Annotated in this window: 16 protein-coding genes and 1 other RNA gene; 10 read left to right on the plus strand and 7 right to left on the minus strand. The window is 65.8% G+C overall.

The genetic code is table 11. The annotated features are described in order from the left end of the window. Positions 1–143: 143 nt before the first annotated feature. A complete protein-coding gene (locus tag I6F33_RS10415) occupies positions 144–335 on the minus strand; it encodes a hypothetical protein (RefSeq protein ID WP_225142319.1) in 192 nt (63 codons plus the stop codon). Positions 336–421: 86 nt separating this feature from the next. On the opposite strand from I6F33_RS10415, the gene I6F33_RS10420 reads away from it, so the two are divergent. Further along, the gene (locus tag I6F33_RS10420; protein ID WP_225139093.1) at positions 422–1,639 is read left to right on the plus strand and encodes an extensin family protein; all 1,218 of its coding nucleotides are present in this window, start codon (positions 422–424) and stop codon (positions 1,637–1,639) included. A gap of 100 nt (positions 1,640–1,739) precedes the next feature. Then, positions 1,740–2,321 (plus strand): histidine phosphatase family protein, encoded by a 582-nt coding sequence (locus I6F33_RS10425; RefSeq protein WP_225142320.1) that lies wholly within the window; start codon positions 1,740–1,742, stop codon positions 2,319–2,321. Positions 2,322–2,339: 18 nt separating this feature from the next. On the opposite strand, the gene I6F33_RS10430 is transcribed toward I6F33_RS10425, so the two are convergent. Both I6F33_RS10430 and I6F33_RS10435 read right to left on the minus strand, forming a co-directional pair. After that, the gene (locus I6F33_RS10430; protein ID WP_036003457.1) at positions 2,340–2,681 is read right to left on the minus strand and encodes a DUF6665 family protein; all 342 of its coding nucleotides are present in this window, start codon (positions 2,679–2,681) and stop codon (positions 2,340–2,342) included. A gap of 41 nt (positions 2,682–2,722) precedes the next feature. Further along, a complete protein-coding gene (locus I6F33_RS10435) occupies positions 2,723–3,358 on the minus strand; it encodes a TetR/AcrR family transcriptional regulator (protein ID WP_225142321.1) in 636 nt (211 codons plus the stop codon). 186 nt (positions 3,359–3,544) lie between these two features. Here I6F33_RS10435 and I6F33_RS10440 point away from each other — a divergent pair, with 186 nt between their 5' ends. The 4 genes from I6F33_RS10440 (at position 3,545) to I6F33_RS10455 (ending at position 10,140) form a co-directional block, all read left to right on the plus strand. Continuing rightward, a complete protein-coding gene (locus I6F33_RS10440; protein ID WP_225142322.1) occupies positions 3,545–4,858 on the plus strand; it encodes an HlyD family secretion protein in 1,314 nt (437 codons plus the stop codon). A 90-nt stretch (positions 4,859–4,948) separates the two neighbouring features. Next, on the plus strand, positions 4,949–6,535 hold the full coding sequence (locus I6F33_RS10445) for a DHA2 family efflux MFS transporter permease subunit (protein WP_225142324.1): 1,587 nt from the start codon (positions 4,949–4,951) through the stop codon (positions 6,533–6,535). A 349-nt stretch (positions 6,536–6,884) separates the two neighbouring features. Next, entirely contained in the window at positions 6,885–8,684 is a 1,800-nt protein-coding gene (locus tag I6F33_RS10450) for an ABC transporter ATP-binding protein (RefSeq protein ID WP_225142326.1), read from the plus strand. Positions 8,685–8,739: 55 nt separating this feature from the next. Beyond that, positions 8,740–10,140 carry an MATE family efflux transporter gene (locus I6F33_RS10455; protein WP_225142329.1) on the plus strand — a complete coding sequence of 467 codons (1,401 nt, stop codon included), beginning with the start codon at positions 8,740–8,742 and terminating at the stop codon, positions 10,138–10,140. A 31-nt stretch (positions 10,141–10,171) separates the two neighbouring features. Here I6F33_RS10455 and I6F33_RS10460 read toward each other — a convergent pair whose 3' ends face one another. Then, entirely contained in the window at positions 10,172–10,915 is a 744-nt protein-coding gene (locus I6F33_RS10460) for a sulfite exporter TauE/SafE family protein (RefSeq protein WP_036038352.1), read from the minus strand. Between the two features lie 367 nt (positions 10,916–11,282). Then, positions 11,283–12,653 carry a PLP-dependent aminotransferase family protein gene (locus tag I6F33_RS10465; protein ID WP_225142331.1) on the minus strand — a complete coding sequence of 457 codons (1,371 nt, stop codon included), beginning with the start codon at positions 12,651–12,653 and terminating at the stop codon, positions 11,283–11,285. 49 nt (positions 12,654–12,702) lie between these two features. Here I6F33_RS10465 and I6F33_RS10470 point away from each other — a divergent pair, with 49 nt between their 5' ends. Next, complete coding sequence (locus tag I6F33_RS10470; RefSeq protein ID WP_225112574.1) at positions 12,703–13,170, plus strand: DUF983 domain-containing protein; 468 nt, start codon at positions 12,703–12,705, stop codon at positions 13,168–13,170. A 68-nt stretch (positions 13,171–13,238) separates the two neighbouring features. Next, positions 13,239–13,952: an alpha/beta fold hydrolase gene (locus I6F33_RS10475; RefSeq protein WP_192893289.1), complete on the plus strand. Its 714-nt coding sequence runs from the start codon at positions 13,239–13,241 to the stop codon at positions 13,950–13,952. Positions 13,953–14,133: 181 nt separating this feature from the next. On the opposite strand, the gene rnpB is transcribed toward I6F33_RS10475, so the two are convergent. Further along, positions 14,134–14,564: RNase P RNA component class A (gene rnpB / locus I6F33_RS10480), an RNA gene on the minus strand. 149 nt (positions 14,565–14,713) lie between these two features. Here rnpB and I6F33_RS10485 point away from each other — a divergent pair. After that, on the plus strand, positions 14,714–15,067 hold the full coding sequence (locus I6F33_RS10485) for a YciI family protein (protein ID WP_158284423.1): 354 nt from the start codon (positions 14,714–14,716) through the stop codon (positions 15,065–15,067). Positions 15,068–15,204: 137 nt separating this feature from the next. Continuing rightward, entirely contained in the window at positions 15,205–16,434 is a 1,230-nt protein-coding gene (locus I6F33_RS10490) for an RNA polymerase sigma factor (RefSeq protein ID WP_057026931.1), read from the plus strand. Positions 16,435–16,557: 123 nt separating this feature from the next. Here the strand turns inward: I6F33_RS10490 and I6F33_RS10495 are convergent, their stop codons facing one another. Beyond that, a complete protein-coding gene (locus tag I6F33_RS10495) occupies positions 16,558–17,418 on the minus strand; it encodes an N-acetylmuramoyl-L-alanine amidase (protein ID WP_225112578.1) in 861 nt (286 codons plus the stop codon). Between the last annotated feature and the right edge of the window lie 141 nt (positions 17,419–17,559).

Genomic DNA, 17,559 nt, shown 5'->3' on the forward strand with positions numbered 1-17,559 from the left:
CTGGTCGACACGAATTCACTTGGGTGAGGGGTTGTCTCCACAAGCACTGTGCCGCGAGGATAGAACCCCTCATCCGTCGCGCTTTCGCGCGCCACCTTCTCCCACAAGGGGAGAAGGGAAGAGAGTCACTGTGTGCTTTGAGTCTAAATCATCCCGAGCACGATGGCGCCGACGAAGGCCATGGCGAGGTAGGCGGTGATCACGCTCAATCTGCCGGCGAACGTCATGAGGTCGCTCCCTCCGTGCGCGTCGCTTGGCGCGCAGCTCTTATGGTTAACAGAAAGTCTCTTTTCGAAAAAGTCAGGCTCGCTGTCGCTCGTCATCGGCAGCAGCAACCGGTGCCGCCGCGCCCGGTATGGTTAAAGAACACTGAAATCAACACGTTGAAGAGTCTTTAAGTAAATTCATCGAACGTGCGTGCATGACGCGCGGAGTTCGTTTGTATCTCGTCGGCTCCATCGTCCTTGTTTCGCTAGCGGGTTGCGGTCGCGGCTTCTTCCAGGCCGAACGCGAACCCTGGCGGGCCGAGGCAGAAGCCGCATGCCTGAAATCGGGCGCAGTCAAGGAAAGTGCGGACATCGTCCGCATCGACCCGATCTCCGGGCCTGGCAGCTGCGGCGCCGAGTTTCCGCTCAAGGTCGCAGCCCTCGGCGAAGCCTCCGGCACCTATGGCTTTGCCGACGAGGCGCTGCGCCCGCCCGGCAGCATCGGCAACCAGCCGCGTTGGCCGGTGCAGCCGCAGTCGAATTATCCGCAGAGCCAAGGCTATCCAACATCGTCCTATCCGGCATCGTCCTATCCGCAGCGCTCGAACTATCCCGAGAGCGCGGTGCGCCAGCCCGCTGGCTACGGCACGTCGTCCGGGCCGATGTCGCTCAACGCACCCGGCGTGGCCGCGCAGGAGGACGAGATCGATCTGCCGCCGGAGGGCACCGATGCCGCGGGGGCGGCGCGCTACATGAACACACCGAGCTATCCGGCTCGTCCGGCGCCTTACTCGCAGGCGCCGGCGCAGCAGCCGCTGCCGCGTCTTGGTCCTGCGCAGGGTAATCCCGTCACGAGCGTCGGTCCCGTCGCGATCAAGCCGACCGCGACGCTCGCCTGTCCGATCGTGTCCGAGCTCGACCGCTGGCTCGCCGACACGGTGCAGCCGTCGGCGATGCGCTGGTTCGGCGTGCGCGTCGCCGAGATCAAGCAGATCTCCGCCTATTCCTGCCGCGGGATGAACGGCAATTCGCGGGCCCATATTTCGGAGCACGCCTTCGGCAACGCCCTCGACATTTCCGCCTTCGTGCTCGCCGACGGCCGCCGCATCACCATCAAGGACGGCTGGCGCGGCATGCCGGAAGAGCAGGGCTTCCTGCGCGACGTGCAGGCTGGGGCCTGCGCGCACTTCACGACCGTGCTGGCGCCGGGCTCCAACGTCTTTCACTACGATCACATCCATGTCGATCTGATGCGCCGCGCCAGCCGCCGCCTGATCTGCCAGCCGGCCGCGGTGTCGGGCGAAGAGGTCGCCTCGCGCGCGCAATCGCGCAGACCCTATGCGAGCGGGCGCGAGCCGTCGGTGACCGGTTCGCTCGGTGCTCGCAAGAGCACGATGCACAAGCGGGAAGACGACGACTACATCGACGAATAGCCCGATTTGCCAGTAGCCCGGATGGAGCGAAGCGCAATCCGGGAAAAACTGTCCCCGCATTCCGCTTCGCTCCATGCGGGCTACGATCGCGTCAAAGGCAATGTCTATCGTCCGCTATCTCACCCACCCGCAGGTGCAAATCGATCCCGATGTGCCGGTGCCGCAATGGGGCCTGAGCGCGGTGGGTCGCGCGCGCACCGAAGCTTTGGCGAATGCAGGCTGGCTCGCAAGCACGATGCAGATCGTCTCCAGCGGCGAGCGGAAGGCGATCGAGACCGCCGACATCATTGCCGCTCGTCTCGGACTGATGATCGAGATCCGCGAGGCCATGCACGAGAACGACCGTTCGGCGACCGGCTTCCTGAAGCCGGCCGAGTTCGAAGCCGTCGCCGACCAGTTCTTCGCCGCGCCTCATCTCAGCGTGCGCGGCTGGGAGCGTGCCGCGGATGCACAGGCGCGGATCGTGCGCGAGGCTGAGGCGGTGCTGGCGCGACATCGTCCCGGCGACGTCCTGTTCGTCGGCCACGGCGCAGTCGGCACGCTGCTGTTCTGCCACATTGCGGGCCATCCCATCGCCCGCATCCACGATCAGCCCGCCGGCGGCGGCAACTGCTTTGCGTTCGCGCGGGAGGGGCGGCGCGTCCTGCACGGGTGGCGCGCAATGGAAGAAGTCGGGACTTGAGCTCAGCGGAGCCGGAGTTCATCCGGCGGCCGGCTTCCGCGGCGCGGGTGCCAATCCCATGCAGCGCTGCACCTCACCCGGGACGTTGTAGGTGCGCATGATGTGGCGGCTGTCGCGCAAGCCGGACGCCTCGCGTTGCACCACGAACATCCAAAGCGCCTGGCCGGCTTCCAGCACCAGCTTGCGCCTGGCCGGTTGCATCGCTTCCGGCACATCGGTCGCTGCGTGGGCGGCGTCGAACTCGCGCAAGCGCGACAGGCTCTGTTCGAGGGCGCGGCCCATCCGTCCAAGCGCCGAAGCCTGTTCCTGGACGATCTCGTAGTGGAGGATGTCGACCGGCGGGCGAAGATCACGAGACATGGCCGCAATATAGCCGCCCGGCCCACAGGCGCAACGCGCGGCTACTTCGCCTTATACGCCGCCAGGAACATCCGCGTTGCGCTCTCGACCACCGCACTCATGCGCTGTTCCGACGGCGCGGGCGCCGCCTGGAACACGAAGGGCAGGAACAGCGAGGCCTTGCTGAGCTCCATGAACTGCGAGGCGGCGAGATCGCAATCGTCGATCGCGAGATCGCCCGAGGCGACACGGGCCTTGAGATAGTCGGAGAGGCTTTTGATGCTCTTGTCCAGCACGCGCGCATAGTAACGGCGGCCGACATCCGGCATGCGCTCGGCGATCGCCATCACGGTGCGGATCGCCGATCCGCCACCGGGGCGGCAGACCAGGTGAAGATAGGCGAGGCCGAACTCCTTCAGCGTGGTCTCGGCCTCGCGCTCGGGATCGAAACTGAACACGACCTGGCCATGCTGGAGCGCCTCCTGTTCGACGATGGCTTCGAACAGCGCGAATTTGTCGGCGAAATAGACGTAGAGCGTGCCCTTGGAGACCTGCGCGGCGCGGGCGATCTCGCCCATGCTGGCGCCGTCGAAGCCAAGATCCATGAACACCTTGCGGGCGCCGTCCAGAATCTGGCGGCGCTTGGAATTGTCCTCGTCCGGGACCACGTGCAATTGTTCGCCGGCAGCTACAACCATTGGTTTAGGGTCTCGGAAGCTTTTTGGTTCGGATCAGGGCCATGAAACGCCAACGAAGGATTCGCGGCATTAAGGTCTGCAGGACATAATCTCTATATTGACCGAACCGTTCGGTCAATGGTATTTGTAGCGAGGAGACCGCCCGCAACAGCGGGCGCCCTCGGTTGCGTTTGTGGGGAGGCCTGGATGGCCGCATCGAGAGACCAGACGGCTCGCGTCCTTCGCCAGGAAGCGGTGGAGGGCCAGGCGGGCGGCGATCCTGGCTCCGAGGCATCCGCACTCCCTGCCGAGCAACTGCGCCCTCATGTCGCCGAGGAGGCGAAGCGTCCGACCCGCGAGGCGCCGGAGAACCCGGTGACCGACAAGCCGCCGGCACCCGCGGCAGAAACGCCCGCCGCCGCTGCGCCCAAATCCGGCAAGCGCAAATTCGTGCTGACCGGCGTCGGCCTCGCGCTCGCGCTCGCCGTTGCGGGCTATGCCGGCTATTACACGCTGGTCGGCCGCTTCTACATCTCGACCGACGATGCCTATGTCCGCGCCAACAACACCATGCTCGGCGCGCGCGTTGCCGGCCACATCTCCGCGATCCTCGCCGGCGACAACACGCCTGTCCAGGCCGGCGACATCATCTTCCGCATCGACGACGGCGATTACAGGATCGCGGTCCAAGCCGCCGCGACCAAGATCGCGACCCAGCAGACCACCATCGATCGCATCGGCCGCCAGGTCGCCGCACTCGATAGCCAGGTCGCCCAGGCCAAGGCGCAGCTCGTCTCCGCGGAAGCGGGCCTCAAGCGCGCCGACCTCGATTACGAGCGCCAGCAGGCGCTGAGCAGCAAGGGCTTTGCCTCGCGCGCCACCTTCGAAAGCTCGGAGGCCGGACGCGACCAGGGCGCCGCCGCGGTCAAGGCTGCAAAGGCCGCCTTTGAGGTTGCCGTCAGCAATGTCGACGTCGCCAGGGCGCAGCAGGCCGAAGCGCAGGCCCAGCTTGCCGAGCTCAAGACCACGCTGGCCAAGGCCGAGCGCGACCTCGGCTTCACCGCGGTGCGCGCGCCGGTCAACGGCACGTTCTCGAACCGCCTGGTCAACACCGGCGACTTCGTCGCGGTCGGCCAGCGCCTCGGCAACATCGTGCCGCTGGACGAGGTCTATATCGACGCGAATTTCAAGGAGACGCAGCTCAAGCGCATCCGCCCGGGACAGCCGGTGACGATCAAGGTCGATGCCTATGGCATGCGCAAGTTTTCCGGCGTGGTCGACAGCATCGCGGCCGGCGCGGGCTCGGTGTTCACGCTGCTGCCGCCTGACAACGCCACCGGCAATTTCACCAAGATCGTGCAGCGCGTGCCGGTCCGCATTCGCGTGCCCAAATCGGTGGCGAAGCAGAACCTGCTCCGCGCCGGCATGTCGGTCTACGCCACCGTCGACACCAACAAGGGCGCCGCCGACGCCGACAGCGAGGTCGACCTCGACCATCCCACCGCGGTCCATCCGCAGTAGGGACGATGACATGAGCCGCGCCGCTGCCCCGAATGCAGGTGCGCTCCCTCTCCCGCAAGCGGGAGAGGTGAGATGAGTCCGAGCTGACACATGGCCACCGCCACCACCGCTTCACCTGCCCTGATGGCGGATCCCGCTTCGGAGCGCATTGCGCCGAAGCGGCTGTTCGCGTTCATCATCATGGTGTTCGGGATGTTCATGTCGATCCTGGACATCCAGATCGTCTCGGCCTCCTTGAGCGAAATCCAGGCCGGGCTGTCGGCGAGCTCCAGCGAGGTGTCCTGGGTTCAGACCGCCTATCTGATCGCCGAGGTGATCGCGATCCCGCTGTCGGGCTTCCTGTCGCGCGCCTTCGGCACGCGGCTGCTGTTCGCGATCTCGGCGGCGGGCTTCACAGCCGCAAGCCTGCTTTGCGGCTTCGCCACGACGATCGAGGAGATGATCCTCTGGCGTGCGCTGCAGGGCTTTCTCGGCGCCGGCATGATCCCGACCGTGTTCGCCTCGGCCTACACGGTTTTCCCGCGCACCAAATTCCACATCGTCGGACCCATCATCGGCCTCGTCGCGACGCTGGCCCCGACCATCGGGCCGACGGTCGGCGGCTACATCACCGATCTGATGTCGTGGAACTGGCTGTTCTTCATCAACGTCGTGCCCGGCATCGGCATTACATTAGGTGTGCTGGCGCTGGTCGATTTCGACGAGCCGCATTTCGAATTGCTCGACCGCTTCGACTGGTGGGGCCTGCTGTTCATGGCGAGCTTCCTCGGCACGCTGGAATACGTGCTGGAGGAAGGATCGCAACATCAATGGATGCAGGACACGTCGGTCGCGATCTGCGCCTGGATCAGCGGTCTCTCGGCCATCGCCTTCTTCTGGCGCGTGTTCACGGCGGCCGAGCCGATCGTCAATCTGCGCACCTTCTCCGACCGCAATTTCGCCGTCGGATGCACGCTGCAATTCTGCATCGGCATCGGCCTCTACGGCCTGACCTACATCTACCCGCGCTATCTCGCCGAAGTGCGCGGCTACAGCGCGCTGATGATCGGCGAGACCATGTTCGTCTCCGGCATCACCATGTTCCTGGTCGCGCCGCTGGTCGGCCGGCTCATGGCGAAGGTCGACATGCGCTACATGATCGCATTCGGCCTCATCGTGTTCGCGATCGGCTCCTACCAGATGACCTTTATCACGCGCGAATACGATTTCTACGAGCTGCTGGTGCCGCAGATCCTGCGCGGCATCGGCATGATGTTCGCGATGGTGCCGACCAACAACATCGCGCTCGGCACGCTCGCGCCCGAGAAGGTGAAGAACGCGAGCGGCCTGTTCAACCTGATGCGCAATCTCGGCGGCGCGGTCGGCCTCGCCGTCATCAACACCGTGCTCAACGAACGCACCGACCTGCACATCGTCCGCCTGCAGGAGCGGGTGACCTGGGGCAACGCGACCGCGACTGAAACCCTGACCATGTTGATGCAGAAGTTCCAGGGGCTCGGCGATTCCGCGCTGATGGCGATGAAGCAGCTCAGCCAGATCGTGCATCGTCAGGCCGTGGTGATGAGCTTCGGCGATGTCTTCCTCATGCTGGCGCTGTTCTATCTCGGTCTCAGCCTGCTGGTCGCGCTGCTGAACAAGCCGGCTTCCCCGTTCGGCGCGGCCGGCGACGCGCACTAATTTGCAACACTCGTGCGTGATCTCGCGCGAGCCCCGTTGCAATCGGCTGGCGACACATCTATAAAGCGCACCTCATTCATTCGAACCGGGGAGAGATTTGCATGATGTCGTCGCAATCGCAGATCGTACGCCCGCGCTCGATGATGACCTCGATCACGTTCTGGCTCGGTATGTACGCGGCCTGTTAGAGGCCTCTTCCGCCAGCTTCGATTGGGCCAAGGTTTTGGCCAAGCGTCCCGATCGCTTCGTTTCCCAAGTCAAAGTCAGTCTTACGTGACGCCGTCGCGGCCTTCGGGCCGACTCGCGTCCATCGATGGAGCCGGCCCGCGCGAAGCGGCCGGATGATGCCATGACCGCTCTGTCAAAGAAGCCCGCCGCCATTCGCGTGGTGCTGCCCTTCGTCTTCCGGCACTGGCTGAAGCAGCCGGTGCGCGGCCTCGTCGTGGCCGGCGGCCTGTTGGGCGCAACCGTCGCCGACCTGTTCATGCCGGTCTTCTCCGGACATCTGGTCGATGCGTTGACCCGCGGACCGTCCGATCCCGATGCGCGCCATGCCGCGCTGGTCGCGTTCGGCGCCATCGTGGCGCTGGGCGCGGCCTCGGTGGTGCTGCGGCTCGCAGGGTTGCAGGCGATCGTGCCGTTCACGCTCAAAACCATGTCGGACGTCGCACAAGAGGCATTCACCCGCGTGCAGCGCTTCTCGACCGACTGGCATGCGAACTCCTTTGCCGGCTCCACGGTGCGGAAGATCACTCGCGGCATGTGGGCGCTCGACCTGCTCAACGACACCATCCTGATGGCGCTGGCGCCCTCGCTGCTGGTGCTGGTGGGCTCGATGATCCTGATCGGGATGCACTGGGCCTCGCTCGGCGTGGTGATCGCGATCGGGGCGATCTTCTACGTCACGATCACGGTGGTGCTCTCGACCCGCTACATCGCGCCGGCGGCCCGCGTCTCCAATGCCTGGGACACCAAGGTCGGCGGCACGTTGGCGGATGCGCTGACCTGCAATGCCGTGGTGAAATCCTTCGGCGCGGAGTCGCGCGAGGACACGCGGCTCGCCGGTGTCATCAACCGCTGGCGCGTGCGCGTGCGGCGGACCTGGTACCGCTATAATTACACGGCGATGTCGCAGCTCTCGCTGCTGCTGTGCCTGCGCGCGTCCGTGATCGGCGGATCGGTGCTGCTGTGGATGTCAGGTCACGCCTCGCCCGGCGACGTCACTTATGTGCTGACCAGCTACTACATCATCCACGCCTATTTGCGCGACGTCGGCATGCACATCAACAACCTCCAGCGCTCGGTCAACGACATGGACGAGCTGGTGGCGATCCATGACGAGCCGATCGGCATTGCCGATGCGGCCGACGCGCGGCCGATCGCGATCGAGGGCGGCGAGATCGTGTTCGACGACGTCACGTTCCGCTATGGCGGCCATCGCGTGCCGCTGTACGACGGCTTGTCGGTCAGGATCCGCGCCGGCGAGCGGGTCGGCCTGGTCGGCCGCTCCGGCTCCGGCAAGACCACCTTCGTCAAGCTGGTGCAGCGGCTCTACGACGTCACCGGCGGCCGCGTGCTGATCGACGGGCAGGATATCGCGCTCGCCACGCAGCAATCGCTGCGCAGCCAGATCGCGATCGTGCAGCAGGAGCCGATCCTGTTTCACCGCACGCTCGCCGAGAACATCGCCTATGGCCGGCCCGGTGCCAGCCTTGACGCGATCGAGCAGGCGGCCCGCCTCGCCAACGCGCATGACTTCATCCTGCGCCTGCCGAAGGGCTACGGCACGCTGGTCGGCGAGCGCGGCGTCAAGCTGTCGGGCGGCGAGCGGCAGCGCGTCGCGCTGGCGCGCGCCTTCCTGGCGGATGCGCCGGTGCTGATCCTGGACGAGGCGACCTCGAGCCTCGATTCGGAATCGGAGGCGCTGATCCAGGAGGCGATGGAGCGACTGATGAAGGGGCGCACCTCGATCGTGATCGCGCACCGGCTGTCGACGGTGAGGAGCCTCGATCGCATCCTGGTGTTCGACCGCGGCGAGATCGTCGAGCAGGGCACGCATACGGTGCTCGCAGCCAAGCAAGGGGGCATCTATCGCGGCCTGTTCGAGCGTCAGGTGGTGGAGCTCGGACAGATCGCAGCAGCGGAGTGAGGCGCGCGGCGGCGGGGCGAAGTCCCGCCGTCACGGCGTCGAGGGATGGAATGAGATGAAAGACCTGACGCGCGGCTCCATCGCTAGCCACATCCTGAGCATGGCGCCGCCGATCATGGCCGGCATGATCTCGATCATGATCTGCCAGCTGGTCGATCTCTACTTTGTGTCGGGGCTGGGCGATGCCGCAGTGGCAGGCGTGGCCGCGGCGGGCAATGCCGGCTTTCTCGTCAACGGCCTGATACAGGTGCTCGGCGTTGGGACGGTGGCGCTGATTGCGCATGCGGTGGGACGCAAGGACCGGCGGGACGCCAATCTGATCTTCAATCAGGCGGTCGCGCTCTCGGTGCTGTTCGGCCTGCTGATCCTGGTCATGGGAGCGGTGCTGTCGCGTCCTTACATGCGTTCGATTGCCGCTGACCAGGCCACGATCGAGGCGGGGACCACTTATCTGTTGTGGTTCATGCCGGCGCTCGCGCTGGAATTCGTCATGCAAGTCATTGCCTCCGCGCTCAGCGCGACCGGCATCGTGCGCCCCGCCATGTTGGTGCGGGTCCTTGCCGTCATCATCAACATTGCACTGGCGCCGGTCCTGATCTCGGGCTGGGGCACCGGTTATCCGCTCGGTGTCGCCGGCGCCGGACTGGCGAGCACGATCGCGGTGGGCGCCGGCCTCCTGATGCTGCTGGCGTATTTTCGCAAGGTCGAGCGCTACGTTGCATTCAATCCGGTGCAGTGGCGTCCGCAACCACGCCACTTCAAGCGCATCCTCAATGTCGGTCTGCCGGCCGGCGGCGAGTTCGCAATGATGTTTATCTTCATGGCGGTAGTCTACTACGTGCTGCGCGACTTCGGCGCGGCGGCACAGGCAGGATTCGGTATCGGTCAGCGCGTCCTCGCCCTCATCCAGATGCCGGCGCTCGCGGTTGCACTGGCGGCGGGGCCGATCGCCGGCCAGAATTTCGGCGCCGGCAACGCCGCGCGGGTGCGAGAGACTTTCGTCAAATCGGCGCTGATCGCCACGGTCGTGGCGGTCGGCTTCATGATCCTCGCGCAGCTGAAGCCGGAGCTGCTGCTGGCCGGATTCTCCAACGACCGGGAGACGATGGAGGTCGCCTACCTGTTCCTGCGGATCATCTCGCTCAACATGGTGGCGCAGGGGCTCATCTTCACCTGCTCGAGCATGTTCCAGGGCCTCGGCAACACCAAGCCTGTGCTGCTGAGCTCGATGACGCGCGTGCTCACCTATTCGCTGCCGGTGCTCTGGCTGTCGACGCGACCCGGATTCCGCATCGAGCACGTCTGGTATCTTTCGATCGCGGCGACGACGCTGCAGGCCGGCTTGAGCCTGTGGCTGCTGCGCCGCGAGTTCGGCAAGCGCTTCGCGCCGCGGGACCAGGCCGCGGAGACGATGGAAGCCAAGCCGGTCGCGCCTTCCGCCCGTGCTCCCGCGTAGCGAAAGTGACCTCCCGCGAGTTCGCGGCGCTTTAATGCGCGCCAAGGCTGTTCCAGACGAGCGTCAGGCCCGACAGAAACAAGAGGCCGAGCACGACATCGCCGAAATGCTTGTCGTTCAGCGCATGGTAGACGCGCGCGCCCGCCCATGCGCCGATCAGCGTGCCCGGAAACGCGACGGCCGCGAGCCAGACCACCTTGAGGGCGACGAGACCTGATGCCGTCTGCAACACCAGCGCGGTGGCGAGCACCGTGAAGTTAAAGAGTTGGAAGATGCCGCGCCGCTCGTGCTTGTTCCAGCCGCGGATGTTGGCCCACAGGATCGGCAGCGGGCCGGACAATCCGGCAAGTCCGCCCAGAATGCCGCCAGCAAAGCCGATCGCACCGTCTGCGATCCGGCCGCCGATCTTGATCGCGAGCGGCCTCTTGTTCAGATACAGTGCGCTCGAAAAGATCAGGATCAGCACGCCGACGCTCAGCCTGAACACCTCCGGGTCCGCGGAGGCGACCATCATGGTCCCGAGCGGCACGCCAATCAGTCCACCGATCAGGAACGGCCAGACCAGCGAGAGATCGAAATTCTTCCACATCGAGGGCAGCGTCGAGGTCTGCGCGATGACCGAGCAGATCAGCACCAGGGGCACCGCGAGCGAGGGCGGCAGCACGTAGAGCCAGATGCCGAGTGCCATCAGCGCCGTGCCGAAGCCGGCCAGTCCCGAGACGAAGCCGCCGGCGAGCGCGCCGAGCAGCAGCAGGACGTAGGTGAGCGTTTCCAACGGATTGTCCTTGTCGCACGCGGCGACCCCGAACGGTTGATCGCACGGCTCGCATAAACATGCCTGCCGCCATCGAGGTCAATCCATGCCGCATGCAAGCGTGCTCTGCGGGCGCTTCACCGTCGGTGATCTAAAGTGCGATGAATATATAGCTCGATTGCTACGAGGGAGGTGCGCTCCCTCTCCCGCTTGCGGGAGAGGGTTGGGGAGAGGGTGTCTCCACAACGGGACAATCCCCAAGAGGAGAAAGCCCTAACCCGCGCCTTCGGCAAAGCCGAGGCTTCGCCTTGGCGTTCTTGGAGGACGGCCGCCGAAGGCGGCCTATGCTCTCCCGCAAGCGGGAGAGGTGAAGGAAACCATTTCCGCTTTAGACGATCTGCCTCGTATCGGCAGGCTTGTGCAGCGCGCCGACCAGGATACGCAGCGCCTCCGTCAATTCCGATCTGTTCCGGGCCGCGCCGAGCGAGACGCGTGCCGCATGCGGCGGTGCCCCGTCGACGGTGAAGGCATCGCCGGCGACGACCGCAAGCCCGTTCCGCAGCAGATGTGCCGCGACGTCGGGGCGTCCTTCCGGCAGCCGCAGCCAGAGATGATGCGCCGCGGGCCTGGCGAGGAACTGAAAGCCTTTCAGCGCGCGTTGCGCGAGCTGCTGGCGCCCGACCGCTTCGTTGCGGATGGCGCTGATGATGCGATCGGCGATGCCGTTTTCGATCCAATGCGTCACCAGCGCGACCATCAAGGGCGCCGGCATTTGCACGGTCGCCTGCAAGGAGGTGCGCATGTCCCGCTGGGCGCCGCTGTCGGGCGTCACCAGATAGGCAACACGCAGCGCCGGCGCGATGCATTTTGACAGCGTCGTTGCAAGATAAGTCCGCTCCGGAATGAGGTTGGCGATCGGCGAGGCCGAGCGGTCGAGCAGCCCGTAGGCATCGTCCTCGATCAGGATGGTGCCGGCATCGCGGATGATCTTCGCAATAGTGCCGCGCCGCTCGGCGGAAAGCGTCGCCGTGGTCGGATTGTGCAGCGTCGGAATGAGATAGACGGCTTTCGGCGTATGCACGCGGCACGCCTTTGCCAGCGCATCCGGCAGGATGCCGTCCTCATCCATGGGGACACCGACGAGCTTGACACCGAGCAGTGCCGCGGCGGCCTTGATGCCGGGGAAGGTGAGCGCTTCGGTCAGTACGGTGTCGCCGGGTCGCGCAAGATGGGCGAGCAGGTTGAAGAGGATCGTCTGAGCGCCGGGAAAGATCACCAGCCGGTCGGCCTGTGCATGCGGAACGCGGGCGCGCATCCAGCGCGTCGCGACCTCGCGCTCATGCGCGCTGCCGCCGGGCGGCTGGTAGTTGAGATACGCCGTCAGGCCCGATTGCGCGCGGAGGGCTTCGAGCCCGGCGATGATGCGCTCGTCGAGCTGCGCCTCCAGCGGGTGCGGCGGCACGTTCATCGACAGGTCGATCGCGACCGGGTGCGGCAGGTCAACCGCGCGCCGCGCGCTGGTCTCCGAGACGAACGAGCCCTGTCCGACCCTGGCTTCCATGATGCCGCGGCGCCGCGCCTCGGTGTAGGCGCGCGTCACCGTGGTGAGGTCGATGCCGAGGGCCTTTGCCAGGGCGCGCTGCGTCGGCAGCTGCTGACCACGCACCAGCCTGCCGGCGGCAATGTCGGCCTCCATGGCGTCGACGATGCGCTGGTAGCGCGGGCCCGAAAGCTCCGAGATTGTAGGGATCCATTCCATGCAATCCAGGCCCATAACCTTTGAATGTATGGATGCAAGATATTATTGCATGGATCATCGAAAAGGAAGAGGTGTGGTCATGTCTGTCTCTCTGGCGACGGTCTCTCTGGCCAAGGCGATGTGGCGCGGCTTCGGCGGCAGATGTCCGAATTGCGGGGAAGGGCACATGTTCGGCCGCTTCCTGAAAGTGACGCAGGCTTGCGACCATTGCGGCGAGGAGCTGTTCCACCAGCGCGCCGACGATTTTCCCGCCTATCTCGTGATGGTGGTGGTCGGCCATCTCGTGGTGCCGGCAATCCTCGCGGTCGAGACCGCCTACGCGCCGCCGGAATGGCTGCAGCTCGCGGTGTGGCTGCCGGTGACGCTGTTCGCCTCCCTCGCGCTGCTGCAACCGACCAAGGGCGCCATCGTCGGCCTGCAATGGCAGCTCGGCATGCACGGTTTCGAGGCGGGCAAGCTGCGGCGCGAGGCCGGCGAGCTTGCGCCGGTGCTGGTGAAGGACACGCGCGCCGCCTGAGGCGGCGTTTACATCGCGCGGCATGCCGCTACACTCCATCGTATCAAGCAAGAACGATGGAAACGCCGATGGCCCCGCGCGCGAAGACCTTCCTGCTCTGTCACGGCGCATGGTCCGGCGGATGGGCCTGGAAGAAGATGCACCCGCTGATGGTGCAGGCCGGCCACCGCCTGGTGGCGCCGACCTACACCGGGCTCGGCGAGCGCGCGCATCTTGCCAATCCGTCGGTCGATCTCGGCACCCATATCCAGGACATCCTCAACGTCATCGCTTTCGAGGACCTCAGCGACATCGTCCTGCTCGGGCACAGCTATGGCGGCATGGTTGCGACCGGCGTCGCCGACCGCGCGCGCGAGCGCGTAACGCAACTGATCTATCTCGACGCCTTCGTGCCGCGTGACGGCCAGTCGCTGTTCGACCTCAACGAGGGCGGGCGCGAGCCGATGCGCAAGGCAGTCAGCTCGGGCGACGGCTATCGCATCCCGCCGAACCCGCCGCCGCCGGACACCTCGCCGGCCGATCTCGACTGGCTCAATGCGCGCCGCGTTCCGATGCCGATCAAGTGCTTCGAGACGCGCCTGAGGCTCGAACATGGCGAGCCGGCGATGCCGCGCAGCTACATCTACTGCACGCGCCTTCCGCCCGGCGATGTGTTTGGGCAGTTTGCCCAGCGCACGAAGAGCGAGGAGGGCTGGCGCTATGTCGAGCTCGACGCTAGCCACGCGCCGAATGTTACGGCGCCGGAGGCGTTGATGGCGGTGTTGGACGAGATCGTCGCGTAGGTCGCAGCCGTCATTCCGGGGCGTGCGCAGCACGAGCCCGGAATCCATTTCTCCTCCGCGCCGGCCGCCTGATGGATTCCGGGCTCTCGCTTCGCGAGCCCCGGAATGACGGCGGTTGGCTGGCGAGGTGATCGGCCAAAATGGTGAGGGGTCCGATGCGTTGGCACCGAACCCCTCGTCGCACATCAGCCGGCCTGTAAGCCGGGTTCTGTAGGGCACCGTCCGCTTGCGCGAACGATACGTGACGGCCATTCCTCTGGGACCATGTTTGCACACGGCCTCGAGCAACCTACCCGGACGGCGGGCCTGACATCGCCCCGCGGCGTTATCGCTTTCGCGAACAGCCCGCTTAAGCCGTCCCTATTCGGTTTTGCTCCCGGTGGGGTTTGCCATGCCGGCTCCGTTGCCGGACCCGCGGTGCGCTCTTACCGCACCTTTTCACCCTTGCCGCGCCGAAGCCCCGGAGGGCGAAGGCGGGCGGTTCGTTCTCTGTGGCACTTTCCCTGGGGTCACCCCCGCCGGACGTTATCCGGCACCGCATGTCAAGGGAGCCCGGACTTTCCTCCCCGGCGGCCTTTCGGCACCTGCCGGAGCGGCCGTCCGGCCGACTGACTGATAACGCATGGGGCATTTGTGACGGTTTCGTCAAGCCGATATCGCCGCGCACGGCCCGCCCGAAATATTTTATCCTGAAGATGTCGTTTGGCGCGCCGCCCGTTCGACTGGTTGTCGGCAACACAGCCGAACACAGGAGTGAAGCAATGCAATATCTGCTGATGATCTATCAGAACGAGGTCGAGTACGCGAAGATCGACGCGGCGACCAGCCAGAAGATCCTGGCCGACTATCAATCCTTCACGCAAGACATCATCCAGAACGGCAATTTCAAGGCCGGCGACCGCTTGCAGCCGACCACGACCGCGACAACGGTGCGCGTGCGCGACGGAAAGACGCTGACGACCGATGGTCCGTTCGCGGAAACGCGCGAGCAGCTCGGCGGCTATTACCTGATCGAAGCCAAGGATCTCAACGCCGCCATCGAGATCGCGGCGCGGATTCCGAGCGCACGCATCGGCTCGATCGAGGTGCGGCCGATCTGGGTCTATGAGAAGTGACGGCTCTCTCACCTTCGTCATTCCGGGATGCGCCGCAAGGCGCAGGCCCGGAATCCATATCCCCGAATCGTGGTTATGGATTCCGGGCTCGCGGCTTTGCCGCGCCCCGGAATGACGAGAGGGGGTGATCGCGTGACATGACCCCTGGCGAGATCGACAAAATCTTCCGCGACGAGGCGGGGCGGGCGCTAGCCACGCTGATCCGTCTCGTCGGCGATTTCGATCTCGCCGAGGACGCGCTGCAGGATGCGTTCGCGGTCGCGCTGGAACGCTGGGCGTGTGAGGTCCCCGACAATCCGCGCGCCTGGCTCGTCAACGTCGCCAAGCACAAGGCGATCGATCGCATCCGCCGTCAGGCTGTCTTCCGCGGCAAGCAGCAGGCGCTGGTGCACGAGCTCGAGCTCAACGCGCTGGGCCCGGACGAGCCGACAGCAACGCTCGACGATGACATGCTGCGGCTGATCTTCACCTGCTGCCATCCCGCGTTCGCGCCCGAGGTGCAGGTCGCGCTGACGCTGCGCACCGTGTGCGGACTGTCGACAATGCAGGTGGCGCGCGCCTTCCTCGTCGGCGAGGAGGCGATGGCGCAACGGCTCGTCCGCGCCAAGCAGAAGATCAGGCTTGCCGGAATCCCCTATGAGGTGCCGGAACGCGAGATGCTGGCGCCGCGGCTCGATGGCGTGCTCGCCGTGATCTATCTCGTCTTCACCGAAGGCTATGTCGCAACCGAGGGCGCGGACTTGATGCGGCCTGATCTGGCGAGCGAAGCTATCCGGCTTGGCCGCCTGCTGAACCGGCTGATGCCCGACCGCGCCGGCATCAAGGGCCTGCTGGCCCTGATGCTGCTGCACGACGCGCGCCGCGCCGGGCGACAGACGCCGGCCGGCGACATCGTCCTGCTCGAAGAGCAGGACCGCTCGCTGTGGCACCGCGCGCAGATCGACGAGGGGCTGCGGCTGGTGGAGCACGCGCTGCGCGTGCCGGGCCGGCCACAACCCTATGCGGTGCAGGCCGCGATCGCGGCGCTGCATGCGCGTGCGCCGAGCTTCGAGGAGACCGACTGGCCGCAGATTGCGGGGCTGTACGAGGTGCTGCTGCGCATCAATCCGTCGCCCGTGATCGAGCTCAATCACGCCGCGGCGCTGTCGATGGTCGATGGGCCGGCACGAGCGCTCGATCTCGTCGATGCGATCGCCGCGCGCGGCGGGCTTCGCGGCTATGAGCTGTTGCCCGCCGTGCGCGCGGATCTGTTGCGGCGGCTCGGCAGGACGGAGGAGGCGCGCGAGGCCTATCGTGCGGCGACGGTGGCGACGCAGCTCGAGCCGTTGCGAAGGCTCTATGCGCGAAGGATGAGGGAGATGGATTGAGTTTCCGTCATGGCCGGGCTTGTCCCGGCCATCCACGTTCGTCATGCGCGGAGGCAAGACGTGGATGCCCGGGACAAGTCCGGGCATGACGGAGCAAGAGGTCACATTCTCGGAAGACGTCTGCTATGTCGACGCCACCGGCGTTCCTTCCGCCGGCAGGCTCGCCAGCAGCGCCTGTAAGGTCGACAGCGTCGAGTGATCGGCGACGCCGTCCAGCCGCGCCGGGCGGAAATGGCGCTGGAAGGCGGTGACGACTTCCATCGTCGCAGCGTCGTACTTGCCGTTCAGGGGCACGCCATAGCCGTATCTTGCCAGCGCCTGCTGCATGCTCAGCACCGCGTCGCTGATGGTGCCGAGCATGAGAGTCTCGCCGCGGACGATCGGCGCGGGCGTCACCCAGTGGCCGACGCCGGAATTGGCCAGCGAATGCCACGGAAATTTCTCGCCGGGATCCTTCTTGCGGGCGGGCGCGACGTCGGAATGGCCGAGCACCCGGTGCGCCGGCACCTTGCGGCGGAGCATGATGCCGCGGCACAGCGCGATCACGGCGGCAATCTGGCGCAGCGGATACTCCGGATAGCCCCAGTCATGGCCGCGATTGATGATCTCGATTCCGATCGAGCAGGAGTTGACGTCGTCCTCGCCGGCCCAAGAGGAGACGCCGGCGTGCCAGGCACGCTTGGCCTCAGGCACGCATTGCACGATGCGGCCGTCCTCCAGCACGACATAATGCGCCGACACTTCGGTGCCGGCGGTGCACAGGCGCGCCAGCGCGCCCTCGACGTCGGGCATGCCGGTGTAGTGCAGCACGATCATGTCCGGCTGCCGTCCCTTGTTGCGCTCGCCATGGTTCGGGGAGGGGATGATGTCGGAGACGATCGAGGAATCGGGCTCGAAGGTGCGCAGGCCCGCCACGGTCTTGGGAACCGGGAGAACGCGTTGACGCTTCGAATCAGATCCAGCCGTGGACGAACCCGAGGGCATGAGCAGCTCAAACGGACGGAGAGTGGGGCAAGCCCTTCTCTTTACTATTCCTTTACCCTCCATCGCGCGCAATCGCGCGACGCGGTTAACGGATTCATTTTGGCGATGTGTGTGGATGACGCATCACTCCCCTCATCACCT

Origin of the sequence: Bradyrhizobium sp. BRP20 (assembly GCF_020194215.1) — a bacterium.
In the GTDB taxonomy this organism is placed as follows: Bacteria; Pseudomonadota; Alphaproteobacteria; order Rhizobiales; family Xanthobacteraceae; genus Bradyrhizobium; species Bradyrhizobium yuanmingense.